This is a genomic window from Streptococcus anginosus subsp. whileyi MAS624 (genome assembly GCF_000478925.1).
Classification (GTDB): domain Bacteria; phylum Bacillota; class Bacilli; order Lactobacillales; family Streptococcaceae; genus Streptococcus; species Streptococcus whileyi.
The window spans coordinates 1,789,899-1,804,763 of sequence record NZ_AP013072.1; the positions used below are offsets into that span (position 1 = coordinate 1,789,899).

Annotated in this window: 14 protein-coding genes; 1 reads left to right on the top strand and 13 read right to left on the bottom strand. The window is 40.2% G+C overall.

All coding sequences use genetic code 11. From position 1 onward, the window contains the following. Positions 1-205: 205 nt before the first annotated feature. From ANG_RS08975 to ANG_RS09000, 6 genes are all read right to left on the bottom strand, one after another. Positions 206-1,582, bottom strand: coding sequence for an amino acid permease (locus tag ANG_RS08975; protein ID WP_003036481.1), 1,377 nt, complete (start codon positions 1,580-1,582; stop codon positions 206-208). 396 nt (positions 1,583-1,978) lie between these two features. Next, positions 1,979-2,890 (bottom strand): thioredoxin-disulfide reductase, encoded by a 912-nt coding sequence (gene trxB, locus ANG_RS08980; RefSeq protein WP_003036373.1) that lies wholly within the window; start codon positions 2,888-2,890, stop codon positions 1,979-1,981. A 62-nt stretch (positions 2,891-2,952) separates the two neighbouring features. Further along, positions 2,953-3,177 (bottom strand): DUF4059 family protein, encoded by a 225-nt coding sequence (locus ANG_RS08985; RefSeq protein WP_003025868.1) that lies wholly within the window; start codon positions 3,175-3,177, stop codon positions 2,953-2,955. Positions 3,178-3,285: 108 nt separating this feature from the next. Next, entirely contained in the window at positions 3,286-4,029 is a 744-nt protein-coding gene (locus ANG_RS08990) for an amino acid ABC transporter ATP-binding protein (RefSeq protein WP_003036458.1), read from the bottom strand. Beyond that, entirely contained in the window at positions 4,029-4,838 is an 810-nt protein-coding gene (locus ANG_RS08995) for an amino acid ABC transporter permease (RefSeq protein ID WP_003036464.1), read from the bottom strand. The genes ANG_RS08990 and ANG_RS08995 overlap by 1 nt, the downstream gene beginning before the upstream one ends. 159 nt (positions 4,839-4,997) lie before the next feature. Further along, positions 4,998-6,341, bottom strand: coding sequence for a DEAD/DEAH box helicase (locus tag ANG_RS09000; RefSeq protein WP_003036463.1), 1,344 nt, complete (start codon positions 6,339-6,341; stop codon positions 4,998-5,000). 157 nt (positions 6,342-6,498) lie between these two features. On the opposite strand from ANG_RS09000, the gene pbp3 reads away from it, so the two are divergent. After that, positions 6,499-7,740 (top strand): D-alanyl-D-alanine carboxypeptidase PBP3, encoded by a 1,242-nt coding sequence (pbp3, locus tag ANG_RS09005; protein ID WP_020999477.1) that lies wholly within the window; start codon positions 6,499-6,501, stop codon positions 7,738-7,740. A gap of 395 nt (positions 7,741-8,135) precedes the next feature. Here the strand turns inward: pbp3 and sufU are convergent, their stop codons facing one another. The 7 genes from sufU to ANG_RS09040 form a co-directional block, all read right to left on the bottom strand. Beyond that, a complete protein-coding gene (gene sufU / locus ANG_RS09010; protein WP_003036412.1) occupies positions 8,136-8,591 on the bottom strand; it encodes a Fe-S cluster assembly sulfur transfer protein SufU in 456 nt (151 codons plus the stop codon). Continuing rightward, positions 8,578-9,810, bottom strand: coding sequence for a cysteine desulfurase (locus ANG_RS09015; protein WP_025271947.1), 1,233 nt, complete (start codon positions 9,808-9,810; stop codon positions 8,578-8,580). Before ANG_RS09015 ends, sufU begins: the two co-directional genes overlap by 14 nt. A 15-nt stretch (positions 9,811-9,825) precedes the next feature. After that, positions 9,826-11,088 (bottom strand): Fe-S cluster assembly protein SufD, encoded by a 1,263-nt coding sequence (sufD, locus tag ANG_RS09020; protein WP_003036420.1) that lies wholly within the window; start codon positions 11,086-11,088, stop codon positions 9,826-9,828. Positions 11,089-11,127: 39 nt separating this feature from the next. Beyond that, positions 11,128-11,898 carry a Fe-S cluster assembly ATPase SufC gene (gene sufC / locus ANG_RS09025; RefSeq protein ID WP_025271948.1) on the bottom strand — a complete coding sequence of 257 codons (771 nt, stop codon included), beginning with the start codon at positions 11,896-11,898 and terminating at the stop codon, positions 11,128-11,130. A 90-nt stretch (positions 11,899-11,988) separates the two neighbouring features. Next, positions 11,989-13,155 (bottom strand): glycosyltransferase family 4 protein, encoded by a 1,167-nt coding sequence (locus ANG_RS09030; protein WP_003036405.1) that lies wholly within the window; start codon positions 13,153-13,155, stop codon positions 11,989-11,991. Continuing rightward, the gene (gene mecA, locus ANG_RS09035; RefSeq protein WP_003036395.1) at positions 13,146-13,898 is read right to left on the bottom strand and encodes an adaptor protein MecA; all 753 of its coding nucleotides are present in this window, start codon (positions 13,896-13,898) and stop codon (positions 13,146-13,148) included. The genes ANG_RS09030 and mecA overlap by 10 nt, the downstream gene beginning before the upstream one ends. 123 nt (positions 13,899-14,021) lie before the next feature. Then, positions 14,022-14,864 carry an undecaprenyl-diphosphate phosphatase gene (locus ANG_RS09040; RefSeq protein ID WP_003036361.1) on the bottom strand — a complete coding sequence of 281 codons (843 nt, stop codon included), beginning with the start codon at positions 14,862-14,864 and terminating at the stop codon, positions 14,022-14,024. Position 14,865 lies beyond the last annotated feature (1 nt).

Consider the following 14,865-nt stretch of genomic DNA (forward strand, 5'->3'; position numbering starts at 1 on the left):
TTGTAAGATGTATTTTTACTTATTATACCACAAATCAAAAGAGCAAGAGGAAATCTTGTTCAACTTTAGGTGTTTAAATAACTATTCTCAAGTTTTCTGTTGTATTGCGGTGATTAAATGTTCAGTTTTAAAACATCTTAAAAACCAAGGTGCATTGGGTACAACTTTAAAAAGTCGCAAATTTATCCTTGGTTTTATTATATTATTATTTATCTTTAAATTTCAATTGGCTATAGATACCAAATATAAGTATCCAAATAGCTGAACCGATTGCTCCTACAACGGTTGATTTTTGTAAAAAGAGGGTTATAAATACAAAGGCAAAGAAGAGCAAAGTAAGAGGATTGAGAAACTTATAGGCTGGCATTAGATAGCCATCTGCCATAAATTCTTTTGATTTTCTGTATTTCAGGTGAGCAATCATAGTGAGTGCATAGATAGCAATATAAACTCCTGATGAAGAAGCAGTAATCAAAGCAAAGGAGTCTGATACTCCTGGTAACACCTGAATAAAAGCAGCTAATGCAATCACTACCGCTGAGGTCAAAATAGCGTTTTGCGGAACATTTTGTCTGGATAATTTCCCAGCACCGATTCCATTCAAAAAGCGATTAGGTGAATCATGTGCAATTTGATACAAATGACGCCCAGTTGAATACAAGGTAGAGTTTAAAGCTGAAGCAGCTGAAGTCAATACGACAAAGTTAATCAAAGCTGCAGCCCATTTGAGACCTGCTAACTTGAAAACAATCACAAAGGGGGAATCTGTGGTTGCCAAATCCCGCCAAGGGATAATCGCCATAATTGCAAGCAAAGAGCCACCGTAGAAAAGAACGATCCGCAAGGGGATTTCTTTAATAGCCTTTGGCAATACCTGCCGAGGATTTGCCGTTTCAGACGTTGTGATTCCAATAAATTCAATAGCTTGATAAGCAAAGAAGACCATTTGAAAGCCCATGACAAAACTCATAAAACCATTAGGAAATAATTGGAAATTTTGACTGATATTGCTGATGCTGGCTACACCATTGGGCGTTTTAAAGCCTGTCAACACCATAAAAATCGCTGTCACAATCAAAGCAATAATCGCTACAATCTTGACCATGGCAAACCAAAATTCAACTTCACCAAAAACTCGGACTGCAATCAGATTGACCATACTCAAAACAGCAAGGAAGACGATTTGAATCAGCCATGCCGGCCAAGTCGGAAACCAAAATTGGACATATTGTGCAACTGCCGTGATTTCTGCCATACCGATAAAAATGAGAGAAATCCAATAGGACCAACCGGAAAAATAGCCCCAGCCATTCCCAAGATACTTGGTAATGAAGTTGATAAATGTGTGCTGGTCTGGATCATAATACAACATCTCTCCAATCGCCCGCATCATCAAATACATAAAGATGCCTGTGAGCATGTAAATGAGAATAATTGACGGCCCTGTCAGACTAATCGAACGTCCTGCTCCTAAAAAGAGACCCGTTCCAATTGTCCCAGCAATAGCAATGATTTGGACATGACGATTTTTTAAGCCACGTTCCATTTTATTCTTATTATTTTCAGAATTCTTTTCACTCATACGAAGCCTCCTTTTCACATGAACTTTTCCATTGTACCACAATTCTGACAATTTCACTAGTCATTTATGAGGACACGAGAATTGAACAAATCAAAAGAAGCCCTTTCATTTCTAATCCTCCAATGCATTACTGGGTTTTTATTAAGCAAAAAGAAGCTGGGACAAGTGCTCAACTTCCTTTGTTTATATCGTGCGTTTGGAGAAACTCTATTACCCTTAGGCAATTTAGAGTACAATTGAGGCTGATACGAAAGTCTAAAGGCGATTCGCTTTGCCGGTTCAAATGAGTACCTTTGTCCAGCACTTCGTTTTTTATCCACCACCTAAACTGCCGAGCAGCCTTGCGTGGCTGAGACTACGAACCAAAAATTTTCAAGATGATTTTGGCCTTTCTCTCTAAAAATTCTCTGTGATATACTTGTAGACTTCTTGTCCTGCGACTGCTCCGTCACCAACAGCTGTCGTTACTTGACGAAGATCTTTTTCGCGAACATCTCCAATAGCATAGATACCAGAAATAGCCGTTTCCATATGATTATCGGTTATAATCCAGCCTGCTTCATTGGTAATGCCCAAATCTGTAGCAAACTCACTAACTGGGTCTAAACCAACATAGATGAAGACACCGCCAAATTTGTGCTCTGACACTTCACCCGTTTTGACATTCTCTACCACAACGCTGCTAACGCGATTGTCACCTTTAATTTCTTTTACCACTGAGTCCCAGATAAAATGAATCTTTTCATTGGCAAATGCACGTTCTTGCAGTAACTTTTGAGCTCGCAATTCATCGCGCCGATGAATAATGGTCACCGTTTTTGCAAAACGAGTCAAAAATACAGCCTCTTCCACTGCAGAGTCGCCTCCGCCGACCACAAGTAAATCTTCATCTCGAAAAAAGGCTCCGTCACAGACTGCACAGTAAGACACCCCTCGGCTGTTTAATTCTTCTTCGCCCGGAACTCCTAAATGGCGGTGAAAGGCACCAGTCGCAATAATAAGTGTCTTCGTTTCCAAAACCTCATCTTCTGTAAAGACTTTTTTTATTGCTCCTTGGTGTTCGATTTTTTCAACAGAGCCAAATAAATGCTCCACTCCCAAATTTTCGAGCGGTTCAAACATTTTTTCTGCTAGTTCTGGACCACTGATATTAGCATATCCAGGATAATTTTCAATATCTGAGGTATTGTTCATTTGTCCGCCTGGAATGCCACGTTCCAAAAGAGCCACTTTAAGATTACTTCTAGCAGCATAAAGCGCAGCTGTCATGCCTGCTGGTCCAGCTCCAATAATAATTGTGTCGTACATAAATTTACTTCCTTTATTGTAATCACTGTTATTCTAACGTTATTAAGCTCTTTTTTCAAACATTATGCTCTGAAGATAAGCAGAATCCCCATCATTGCAAAGGATAAAATCGGAATCGTCATCACTGCAATCAATAGCATATCATACAGATGAGCTTGTCGATCTTTGATTGTTTTATCAACACGGCGAACAGCACGAAGCCCAATCCATAATCCGAGAAAACTCCCTACCAATAGCGCCGTAATCAGTAAACTCTCTAGATAGAGTAAAAAAACTTGAGACAGCATAGCCACTCCTCTATTAACTAACTTTTATTAAAGGCATTCAAAACAAATGCCGCAAACTTGAAAATAAACCCAGCTAGCAAGGCCAACTGGGCTTCTTTTTCTATTATATCAAATATATGTCCGTTTGTAACTGGCAAAAAATTCTTTTGTGCGTTCTTCTTTAGAGTGGTTCATTATTTCATCAGGAGTGCCTGTTTCGATAATGTGTCCCTTATCTAAAAAGAGTACCTTGTCTGCCACTTGAGACACAAAAGACATGTCATGGCTGACTAAAATCATGGTCTGACCAGCCTTGGCTGCATCTGCAATAGATGTTTCAACTTCCCCTACTAGTTCAGGATCAAGCGCTGATGTTGGCTCGTCTAAAAGCAGAACATCTGGCTTCATCGCAAGTGCACGCGCCAAAGCGACACGTTGTTTTTGTCCACCTGACAGATGACGAGGATAGTGATTTTCACGATCTGACAGACCAACTTTTGCTAGTTCTTCTTTGGCAAGATTCGTCGCTTCTTGGTCTGAGAATTTTTTTACAACCAATAAACCTTCTTTGACATTGTCCAAAGCCGTCCGACGCTCAAAGAGATTAAACTGCTGAAACACCATAGCTAACTTTCGTCGCAAGGTTAGGATTTCTTCCTTGCTAATCTTAGAAAAATCAACAGTAAAATCATCAATGGCAATCGTGCCGCTGTCTGGCTGTTCCAGATAATTCAAACTGCGTAAGAAAGTGGATTTCCCCGCACCAGATGAACCAATTAAAGCAACCACTTCTCCTTTTTGAATCTCTAAACTAAGATTGTTTAAAACCATTTGTCCAGAAAAGGATTTGCTGAAATTTGAAATACGAATCATTATCGAACATCTCCTTTCGCCTGTATTTGTGGATTGAGATTATCAGGCGCTTCAATCGCCATTTTCTTTTCGATAAACCGCCCAAATGCTTCAATTACAATATTCACGCCCCAATAGACAAGAGCAACCGAGATAAAGCGCTCGAAGTAACGGTAATCTGCACCACCCAAAATCTGCGCTTGAGCAAAAATCTCAACAACTCCTGCACTGAAAGCCAAGGAAGTTCCTTTGGTCAAGCCAATCAAAGAGTTAATCAAGGTCGGTGTGGCAACCACTGCGGCATTGGGAATAATAACACGACAGTAAACCTGCCCATTTGTCATTCCCAAACTACGAGCCGCTTCAATCTCTCCAGAATCCACTGATAAAATCGCTGCTCGAATAGTTTCACTGGCGTAAGCTGCTTCATTAAAGGCAAAAGCTACAATGGCAAATAGATAGGCTGGAATAGCATTGATATTCAGACCCGTACCGAATCGCAAGTTGATGGCCTTCAGAAGCAAAGGAATCCCATAATAAGTCAGCATGAGCTGAACAAGCACTGGTGTCCCTCGCAAAAAACTAACAAAAAAGGCCTGCAGAGGATACAAAATTTTCACACGGTTGATTTTGACAACAGAAAAAATGAGAGCCAAAATCAAGCCAAAAAAAGCTCCTCCTAAGGTCAGTAGTAGTGTTGTTGGTAATTTTTCGATAATTCTTGGTAGTCCGTCAAACACAGAGCGCCAGCTAAAAAGCTGTCCGTCTGGAATCTTTTGAACCAATTCTTGATACCAATTAGAGGTTAAAATCGCTGTTGTAACAATCATAGCAACTTCCCTTTCTCGATAATGTCTAATTCTATCACAATTTTTTTATTTCACCAATTATTTACTACGATAAAAATAGACTAGCAAGACTAGTCTATCACATTCGTTCTCTAAAGAATAATTGTTTTTATTTATGAGAGTGATAAAGAAATTTTAAGACTAAAAACTTTGACGTTTCGCTTTTCTTTCTGCACGACCGCGTGTGCGATTTTTAGCTCGCTTCGTTTTTCGGCGTTTTTCATTGACAGCCCACTGGATTTTTTTCTTATAGCCCGGTTTGATTTTCTTCTTTCTCTTTTTAACCAGACCAATCATTTCCGTGTCCAATTTTTCCTGCGTTTTTTCACGATTGGCACGACGATCGCGGTCATAGGTATCTTGAAATTCTCCGTTTTTAATCATCTTGGGAATGAAGTGAATGCCCAATTTTTCCAGCTCACGAATATCTGAATCATCGCTCGGTTGATAAAGTGTAATGGCTGTTCCCGATAGACCATTTCTGCCAGTTCGTCCCACTCGGTGAACGAAGAAGGACAAATCTTGCGGAATCGCATCATTGATGACATGACTAACGCCTTCAATATCAATTCCCCGCGCAGCTAAATCTGTCGCAACAATGTATTCAAAATCTAGGTTCTTCACCTGATTCATAATCCGTTTTCGCTCCCGCGGTGCAATATCCCCATGAATCTTTGCCACCTTGAGACCTTGCGCTGTCAAATAGCTATGCAATTCATCCGCTCGTGTCTTAGTATTGACAAAAATCATAGCTAGATAAGGCTGTAGGAGCTGTGTGATTTCATAAATCTGCGCATTCTTATCACGTCCTTTTGTTGAAATCAGCCAATTTTCAATGGTATCTGAAATAACCGTTTTGGTTTTGATTTGCTCAATGACCGGGTTAGATAGATATTTTTTTAAAAATGGCTGCAATTTTTGCGGAATGGTCGCAGAGAAGACCAGAAATTGCAAATCCTTCGGCAAACTGGACGCAATCTTATCCACTGTTTCTAAAAAGCCCATATCCAAGGTCATATCTGCTTCATCTACTACAAAGGTATTCGCCTTATGAATGGCTAAGTCACCTGATTCGACCAAATCATAAATGCGTCCTGGTGTGCCAATGACAATATGTGGTTGACTGGAACTCAATTTCCCAATCTGACGATTTTTATCAGTTCCACCGACATAGTTAGCAACTCGAATTTCCTTATCAGAAAAAGCAGCAATTTGGCGTGCAGCCTGATAAATCTGCCTAGCCAACTCACGACTAGGAGCTGTAATAACGACCTGAACACTATCTGTGCCTTCATCTAGTTTTTGAAAAATCGGCAGTAAGAAAGTGTGTGTTTTCCCTGAACCTGTTTTGGACTCTCCCACCAAGTCACGACCAGCAAGCACAACCGGAATGAGTTTCTCCTGGACTTCTGTCGCCTCAACAAAGTTCAAATCCTTGAGTGCCTCTTGAATGTAATCTTTAAACTTAAATTCTGTAAATTTCATGTTTTCCTCTATTCGTCTCTTATCCTATCTATTATACCAGAACTTGCTTTAAAAATAAAAATGAATCATGTTTTTCTCTTCTTATTTCCTCCCTTTTCTATGAAGCTCTCCTTATTTTATGATACAATAATAATAAGTTTACAAAAAAGGGATGACCATGAAAAAATTTATTATTACTCTTGTAACGACTCTCTTGATCTTCCTAGCTCCTACAGTTTTAGCGGACAACTTTGCAGTAGGTGCTAAGCATGCTATTGCAGTTGATGCTGCAACTGGAAAAATCTTATATGAAAAAGATGCTAATCAGCCAGTTGAAATTGCTTCTATTACTAAACTACTAACAGCCTATTTAGTCTATGAAGCCATTCATCAAGGAAAGTTCACTCTACAAACCCCAGTGGATATTTCTGACTATCCTTATCAACTAACCGTTAATCCAGATGTCAGTAACGTTCCGTTGGAAGCAAGACGGTACACTATCGAAGAACTATTAGAAACTTCCTTAATAGCCAGTGCCAATAGCCCAGCGATTGCTTTGGCTGAGAAGGTCGCAGGTAGTGAGAAAAAATTTGTGGATTTGATGAAAGCTAAATTGCAACAATGGGGAATCAAAGATGCTACTATCGTCAATGCTTCTGGGCTGAATAATTCTGTTTTAGGAGAGGAACATATTTATCCTGGTTCAGGAAAAGAAGACGAAAATAAAATGAGCGCCCACGATATTGCAATTGTTGCTCGTCGTTTAATTCTTGATTACCCAGAAGTTTTAGAAATTACCAAAAAAGCTACATCTAACTTTGCAGGTATAACGCTTACATCATCCAATCATATGCTTAAAGATATGCCGGCTTTTCGAGCTGGAGTGGATGGTCTAAAAACTGGTTCTTCTGATAAAGGAGGAACTTCCTTTGTCGGAACAATCCAGCAGAGAGGCATGCGTTTGATTACGGTTCTCCTCAATGTTGATCATGCAGATGAGGATGAGAATGCCCGCTTTACGGCTACCTCTAGATTTATGACCTATATTTATCAACAATTCACAGTCCAAACTCTTGTGAAAAAAGGTGAAGCCTACAATAAAAGCTCTGCCCGCGTCATTAACGGGCAAAAAGATGAAGTCACTGCTGTTGCTAGTGAAAAACTCACCATTGTGCGGAGATACAATCATAAAAAACCGACTGTTCATTTTACAACTGATAAAAACGGTTATCCCACTCCTTTAAAAAAGGGTGTCGTTGTTGGGAAATTGACCTATACTGATAATGATTTGATTGGAAAAGGCTATCTTGACAAGAAACCACCAACTATTTCCATGCTTTCAGCAAAGAAAATTGGTCGTCCTTTCTTCCTCAAATCATGGTGGAATGAATTCGTACAATATGTCAATGAAAAATTATAAACGAGCGAAATAGAAATCAGTATTTCGTAGAAGCTTGATTTCATCGTTCATCTCCGCATAGCTCGAAAGACTTGAAGAAGCTTTTGAGGTTGGAAATAAGCAAATGTAACTTGATGACAAATAGGCTGTAAAAGTTGATATAGAACATATTATAGCTCATTCCCACAAGGTTGCTCAACAGCCTGAGAGACTGTCGAGGTGGCAGATAAAGAAAACAAAGTTTTCGTCAAAAGTACTCTTCCAAGCTTGAAAAGCGAATCGCCTTGAGACTTGCTTTTCAAGCTCTATCCGTAACCTCAACGCAGTGCTTTGAGCAATTAGCTACTGCGTCTGTAATGCTAACGATATAAACAAAGAAAGCTGAGCACTTTTGTCTCAGCTTATTTATTTTAGCTTCATTTACTCAACTTTTCAGAATTTCCAGCTTCCTCAATCGCCTTTTTAAGAGCGTTCCAACCTAAGGTTGAGCATTTGATGCGTTGAGGGAACTTAGCAACACCAGCTAAAAAAGCTGCGTCTCCTAGTTCCTTTTGCTGCTCATCGTCCTTACCTTGCACCATTTGGGAGAAGATTTCTGCCAAAGCTAGCGCTTCTTCCTTTGTCTTCCCTAGGACTACATCCGTCATCATACTGGCTGAAGCTGTAGAAATACTGCAACCAGAATTCACAAACGCAATATCTTCAATCATGCCCGGCTCATCAAATTGAACCGACAGGCTGATGACATCACCGCACGTAGGATTGTTGAGATTCACTTGCTCCACTCCATCCAAACGACCTTGATGATGAGGGTGAGCTGAATGGTCCGTCACAACTGCTTTATAAAGACTATTTAATTTAGAAAGTGCCATCGAAAAACTCCTTTGTTTTCTGTAAAGCTTCAACGAGCTTATCGCAATCGGCTTTGGTATTATACAGATAAAAGCTAGCCCGAACAGTTGCTGCCACTCCTAGGTAACTCAACAAAGGTTGAGCACAGTGATGTCCAGCCCGTACAGCCACGCCTTCATAGTCCAGAGCTGTTGCTACATCATGAGGGTGAAGCCCAGCTAGATTAAAAGAAATAACACCCGACCGCTGAGTCAAGTCCTCCGAACCATAAATGGTAAGCCCCTCAACAGCTTGTAATTTTGGAAATACGTAAGCTATCAATTCCTGCTCATACTGATGAACTGTTTCCATTCCAATCTTGTCCAGATAGTCAATGGCGACAGCTAGACCTATAGCACCAGCTATATTGGGTGTGCCTGCTTCAAACTTCCAAGGTAGTTCTTTCCATGTCGCTTCTTGTTCATAGACAAAATCAATCATTTCCCCACCAAATTCGACAGGCGACATTCGCTCAAGTAGCTCTTCTTTGCCATAGAGAACACCGATACCAGTCGGACCTAGCATCTTGTGACCTGAAAATGCAAAGAAATCAACGTCCAAGTCTTGTACATCAATATTCATGTGAGGAACTGATTGAGCTCCGTCCACCACTAAAAGAGCATTTGCCTGGTGCACTAACTCTGCTATTTCTTTTATGGGATTCACCACACCTAGTACATTAGAAACATGCGCCAAAGCAACAAATCGCGTCTTTTCAGTCAATTTCGACCGAAAGTCAGCGAGATCTAACATACCGTCTTTCAGATAAGCATAAATCAATCTAGCACCTGTTTTCTTACAGGCTTCCTGCCAAGGAATGGTATTGGAATGGTGCTCCATAACGGAAATAAGTACTTCGTCGCCTGGCTGCAAGACACTTTCGGCATAACGCGCTACCCAATTGAGTCCCGTTGTCGTTCCTCTCGTAAAGAGAACTTCTTTCGTTGAAGCGGCATGGATAAAGGAACGCACTCGTTCCCGCGCAGCTTCATAAGCTGCCGTTGCCCGTTCTGCTAGTGTGTGAACACCACGATGAACATTGGCATTGTCTTTTGCGTAATAAGCTGCAATCGCCTCTAATACCTGCGTAGGCTTTTGGGTTGTAGCCGCATTGTCCAAATAAACCAAGGGTTCATCATTGACGATTTGATCCAAAATTGAAAAATCTTTCCGAAAGACTTCTACATCAAGTTTAGACATTTCTTTTCCTATCTCTTATTTCTTAGCCAAAATTTCATCAATATTTTCAATCATCTCAGCACGCACTTCTTTGACTGGAATTTCAACGATAACAGAGCCTAAGAATCCACGCACGACCAATCGTTCTGCAGTTGCCTTATCCAGTCCCCGACTCATGAGATAGTACATATCTTCTGGATCTACCTGACCGATAGACGCCGCATGCCCTGCTGTCACATCATTTTCATCAATCAAAAGAATAGGATTAGCATCTGAACGTGCTTTGTCAGACAACATGAGCACTCGACTTTCCTGTTGCGCATCTGCCCCCTTAGCTCCCTTGATAATGTGACCAATTCCGTTAAAAGTCAACGTTCCCTTTTCCAAAATCACTCCATGTTGGAGGATATTACCAATCGAATTGCAACCGTAGTTGGTGACACGACTGTCAATCCCTTGTATCTGTCTACCACGAGAGAGAGCCACCACTTTCATATCCGCATGACTGCCACGACCAAACAAATCACTGTCAAAATCAGCAATCACATTCCCTTCATTCATGACCCCGATTGCCCAGTCAATCATTGAATCATCGTCCAACTTACCCCGACGACTAATATAAGCGGTCACATTTTCTCCTAGTCGGTCAATAGCTGAAAACTTAATCTGAGCACCAGCCTGTGCAATCACTTCCACCGTGATATTAGCAGTCACGGGAACAGTCCCAGAGCCATAGGTCTCCAGACGCTCCAAATAGGTAAACTTGGAATGCTTCCCTGCGATAATCAGGATATGCTTGTTAAATGGCACATCACTTTCACTATCTTGGTAAAAAATGCCTTCAATGGGCTGATTGATTTCAACATTATCTGGAATATAGAGCACCGCTCCACTATTGAAATAAGCTGTATGGTAGGCTGCCAGCTTATCTTCATCATATTTAACTGAAGACATAAAATACTTTTCCATGATTTCTGGAATTTCCTCAAGAGCAGTGTAAAAGTCTGTAAAGATAACTCCTTGCTCCGCTAGTTCAGCCGGCAATTGCTCTAAAACAGTCTGTGTTCCAACCTGAACCAATGTCAAATGGTCATTCAGTGCTGTAAAATCAGGCACATTTGCAAGAACCTCACTTTCTGACAGCGTGCCGTCTCCCAAATTCCAGCGGTGAAATTTCACCCGCTCAATAACAGGCAGTTCCAACTTATCTATTTTATCAAAGGCAGCTTGACGGAGATTTGCCAACCATTCAGGCTCCGCATGCATTTGTGAAAAATGTTTAATGGTTTCTTTTGTCATTTCATTCTCCTATCTTTTCTAAGTAAAAAGAAAGGTTGACTAGACTTCTTCTTGGTAATCAAAACCAAGTTCTTCAGCCAATTTGGCATAACCTTCCTGCTCCAAACGAACAGCTAATTTCGGACCACCAGAAGCAACTACACGCCCATCCATCATGATATGGACCACATCAGGCGTAATATAATTCAACAGACGTTGATAGTGCGTAATAATCATAGCACCAAAATGTTCACCACGCATAGCATTGACGCCCTTAGACACCACTTTCAACGCATCAATATCTAGTCCAGAGTCAATTTCATCCAGTAGCGCAAAAGTTGGCTCTAGCATCAACAATTGCAAGATTTCATTGCGTTTCTTTTCACCGCCAGAAAAACCTTCATTCAGATAACGTTCTGCCATTTCCTCTTTCATATTGAGTAGTTCCATTTTTTCGTCCAATTTCATGATGAAATCACGAACAGAAATTTTTTCGTCGTCTTCTTTACCTGCATTCATAGCTGCACGCAGAAATTCTGCATTGGTAATGCCTGGAATTTCACTTGGATACTGCATAGCAAGAAAAAGCCCCATGCGAGCTCGTTCGTCCACATCCAATTCTAAAATATTGACACCGTCAAAGAGAACTTCTCCCTCGGTTACCTCGTAATTTGGATTTCCCATAATCGCTGCTGATAAGGTGGATTTTCCCGTACCGTTTGGCCCCATAATGGCGGCTACTTCTCCTGTTTTAAGAGTCAGATTAACTCCTTTTAAAATTTCCTTTCCTTCAATTTCTACATGGAGGTCTTTGATTTCTAACACAGACATGGCAAACTTTCCTTTCTTCATATCCATAATCTACCTTACCAGTATAGCAAAAAAAAGCCAAAAAGGCTTTGATTTTGTTTAAGTGCGAGTCTACTTCTTTTTTCTATTTCTGAACTTTGTCCGGATTTCTTCCCGATAAGCAGAATTTCCGATAAAACGAAGGATATTGAGCAATGGTGTTCGATTCGGACCCAGAACACCAATTAGTTCTACCAAAAGTTCCACTCCAAAAAGTAGTCCAATAATTAACAGTGTCCCACCGATACGGCTCGAAACATTTAGCAAAAGAGAAATCATGGCAAAAATCATAGAAATGCCATAAATAACCAAGACTGTCCCACGATGTGTTAAGCCCAAGGATAACAGCCGATGATGAAGATGTCGCTTGTCTGGTGTGTAAAACTTTTGCCCAGATAAAGTTCGACGGACAATCGCTAAAAAGGTATCTGTAATCGGCACACCCAGAATAATCATCGGAGTAATCACAGCGACAGCTGTCGCATTCTTCAAACCTTGAAGTGATAAAACTGCAATCATAAAACCGATAAACAGCGCTCCTGTATCTCCTAGATAAATAATAGCTGGATGATAATTATAAGGGAAAAAGCCTGCAATAGACATGACCAAGACAAAAATAGTTAAGGTTAGAAAGACATTGTGATCTGGCAAGAAAAAGTAGGAAACAATCCCCATTGTCACCAGCGAAATAATGGATACACCACTCACTAATCCGTCCAACCCGTCAATCAAATTAACGGCATTGGTAATCGAAATAATCCAGATAACCGTCAAAATAAAAGACAACCAAGGAGCAAAGTGCAGCAGCGGCCCACCAAAAGGGATTTTAAAATGATTCAAACGGAAATCCGTCAATAGCCAAATCAAACTGGCAGCCAACACAATTCCTGACATCTTTGCTAAAGGCTTCAACTCTTTCACATCATCAATAAGCCCTGTTAAAGCAATGATGCCGCCTCCTAAGACAACCGGCCAAATATAATCAAAATAACCCTTTCCATGAAAGGTCGCTTGCACAATCATCGGCATAAAAACAAGTGTAGCAACCGAAAAAGCAATGACAATAGCTAAACCGCCGCTGCTTGGCATCGGCTTTTTGTTGATTCTTCGTGCATTTGGATAATCAACCGCACCTATCTTAAATGCCAATAGACGCACCAAAGGCGTGAGAATCACACCGATGAAAAAGGTTCCAAGCAACACCAAAATGAATTTTAAAGGGAAGGGAATCATAAGCATTTAACCTTTTTAAGACTGGCAACCGCCTCGTTGACAAGCAATAAGTAACCGTGCTCTTGCAAAACAGCTCTTGTCACATCCGTATCTTCTGCATGTTCACGCATCAAAGCCAGGAGCCAAGCTGGATAACGCTTTGGACGCCCTTCAATATCAACCAAGATTGTCAAATAATAGCGGTCGTCCATTTTGTACAACTCCGAAGTATTGACAGCATAATCTACTGTCTTAGAAAAAACAATTGCTTCTTTCAGGCTGGAAAATTTCAAAATGTAATAAATATATTTCTGCGTTAGTTCGTCACTATTTTCCTCTGACTCCATATCAGAAGTGCTTGTGTTATCGTCTGCTTCCGCCGTTTCCAAAGAACGAACAGCCTCCATATCGTCTTTACTTTTCTCAAAAATATTTTTTTCTAATGTCTTTAAAAATTCATCAGGAGACATTTGAGACAACTCTTCTACATCTGGCAAATCTGCCAAATCATCGAAGTTCAAATTCTTATCAATCTTAGACTTGGTGACAAAGACATCCAATCGGTCGGGCTTTGGTGTCACACGAAAACTGAGCATGCCACTATCTAAAAAGCTCTCTGGCATTTCCAACTCATCTAAAATCGCATAGAAAAATTCCTCTGTCTTTTCTTGTGGAACGAGAAAATCTGCCATTTCCATCCCACGTTCCTCTAAATCCTCTAATTTTATTGTGATTTTAATCGTTGTATCACTAATTTGCTTCATTTCCATAGCATTACCTCATACTTCTAGTCTTTTCATTATACTAAAATTTCGGGTTTTTTACAAAAAATAGACAACCTCATTTTCTTTTACCAATAAAAAACTCAACAAAAACTGTTGAGTTTTGAATACTTAAAAAATAGCTTTAAAGATTCCGTACACGATAAGCAAAACACCGAGTCCGATACGATATTTCCCAAAGATCGTAAAGTCGTGCTTTTTCACATAATCCGTCAAGAAACGAATCACATAGAGACTGACCCCGAACGCAACGCCCATTGCTACAAGCAGCAAGAAGAACTGCCCAAATCCAAGTGTATTTCCTTTGATGATAAACTTCAAAATCTTCCAAGCACTTGCACCAAACATAACAGGAATCCCTAAGAAGAAGGTGAACTCTGTCACCACGGAACGACTAGTACCATTTAAAAGCCCTCCTACAATCGTTGCTCCAGAGCGACTGGTACCAGGAAAGAGTGACAATACTTGAAATAACCCAATGTAGAGAGCAGTTTTATAAGGCAATCGATCTAAGCTGGTAATTGTCGGTTCTACGTTTTTATTACGTTTTTCCAGTAAAATAAAAGCAACACCATAGATAATCAACATACAAGCAACAGAAATGAAGTTATAAAAATGAGCATCAAACCAACTATCTAAAGGCAAACCAATAATAGCAGCAGGTGCAGCCGCAACCACTACTTTTGCCCATAATTGCCATGTTTTCTGCACTTCACGCGCTGTCTTTCCCGGTTTAAACGGATTTAATTTATCAAAATAAATCACTACAACTGCTAAAATTGCTCCTAATTGGATAACGACATTAAACATTTCCATAAAGGCAGCATTCTGATTTTTATACTTGATAAACTCCTGTATCAAAATCAAGTGACCTGTGCTAGAAATAGGCAACCACTCTGTAATTCCTTCCACAATCCCAAAGATGATGGATTTTAAAATTTCAATGATAAACATG

Bases quoted from the DNA above. Each gene is read 5' to 3' on its own strand.
- ANG_RS08975 (WP_003036481.1), bottom strand. From the start codon at position 1,582: ATGAGTGAAAAGAATTCTGAAAATAATAAGAATAAAATGGAACGTGGC.
- trxB (WP_003036373.1), bottom strand. From the start codon at position 2,890: ATGTACGACACAATTATTATTGGAGCTGGACCAGCAGGCATGACAGCT.
- ANG_RS08985 (WP_003025868.1), bottom strand. From the start codon at position 3,177: ATGCTGTCTCAAGTTTTTTTACTCTATCTAGAGAGTTTACTGATTACG.
- ANG_RS08990 (WP_003036458.1), bottom strand. From the start codon at position 4,029: ATGATTCGTATTTCAAATTTCAGCAAATCCTTTTCTGGACAAATGGTT.
- ANG_RS08995 (WP_003036464.1), bottom strand. From the start codon at position 4,838: ATGATTGTTACAACAGCGATTTTAACCTCTAATTGGTATCAAGAATTG.
- ANG_RS09000 (WP_003036463.1), bottom strand. From the start codon at position 6,341: ATGAAATTTACAGAATTTAAGTTTAAAGATTACATTCAAGAGGCACTC.
- pbp3 (WP_020999477.1), top strand. From the start codon at position 6,499: ATGAAAAAATTTATTATTACTCTTGTAACGACTCTCTTGATCTTCCTA.
- sufU (WP_003036412.1), bottom strand. From the start codon at position 8,591: ATGGCACTTTCTAAATTAAATAGTCTTTATAAAGCAGTTGTGACGGAC.
- ANG_RS09015 (WP_025271947.1), bottom strand. From the start codon at position 9,810: ATGTCTAAACTTGATGTAGAAGTCTTTCGGAAAGATTTTTCAATTTTG.
- sufD (WP_003036420.1), bottom strand. From the start codon at position 11,088: ATGACAAAAGAAACCATTAAACATTTTTCACAAATGCATGCGGAGCCT.
- sufC (WP_025271948.1), bottom strand. From the start codon at position 11,898: ATGTCTGTGTTAGAAATCAAAGACCTCCATGTAGAAATTGAAGGAAAG.
- ANG_RS09030 (WP_003036405.1), bottom strand. From the start codon at position 13,155: ATGCTTATGATTCCCTTCCCTTTAAAATTCATTTTGGTGTTGCTTGGA.
- mecA (WP_003036395.1), bottom strand. From the start codon at position 13,898: ATGGAAATGAAGCAAATTAGTGATACAACGATTAAAATCACAATAAAA.
- ANG_RS09040 (WP_003036361.1), bottom strand. From the start codon at position 14,864: ATGTTTATCATTGAAATTTTAAAATCCATCATCTTTGGGATTGTGGAA.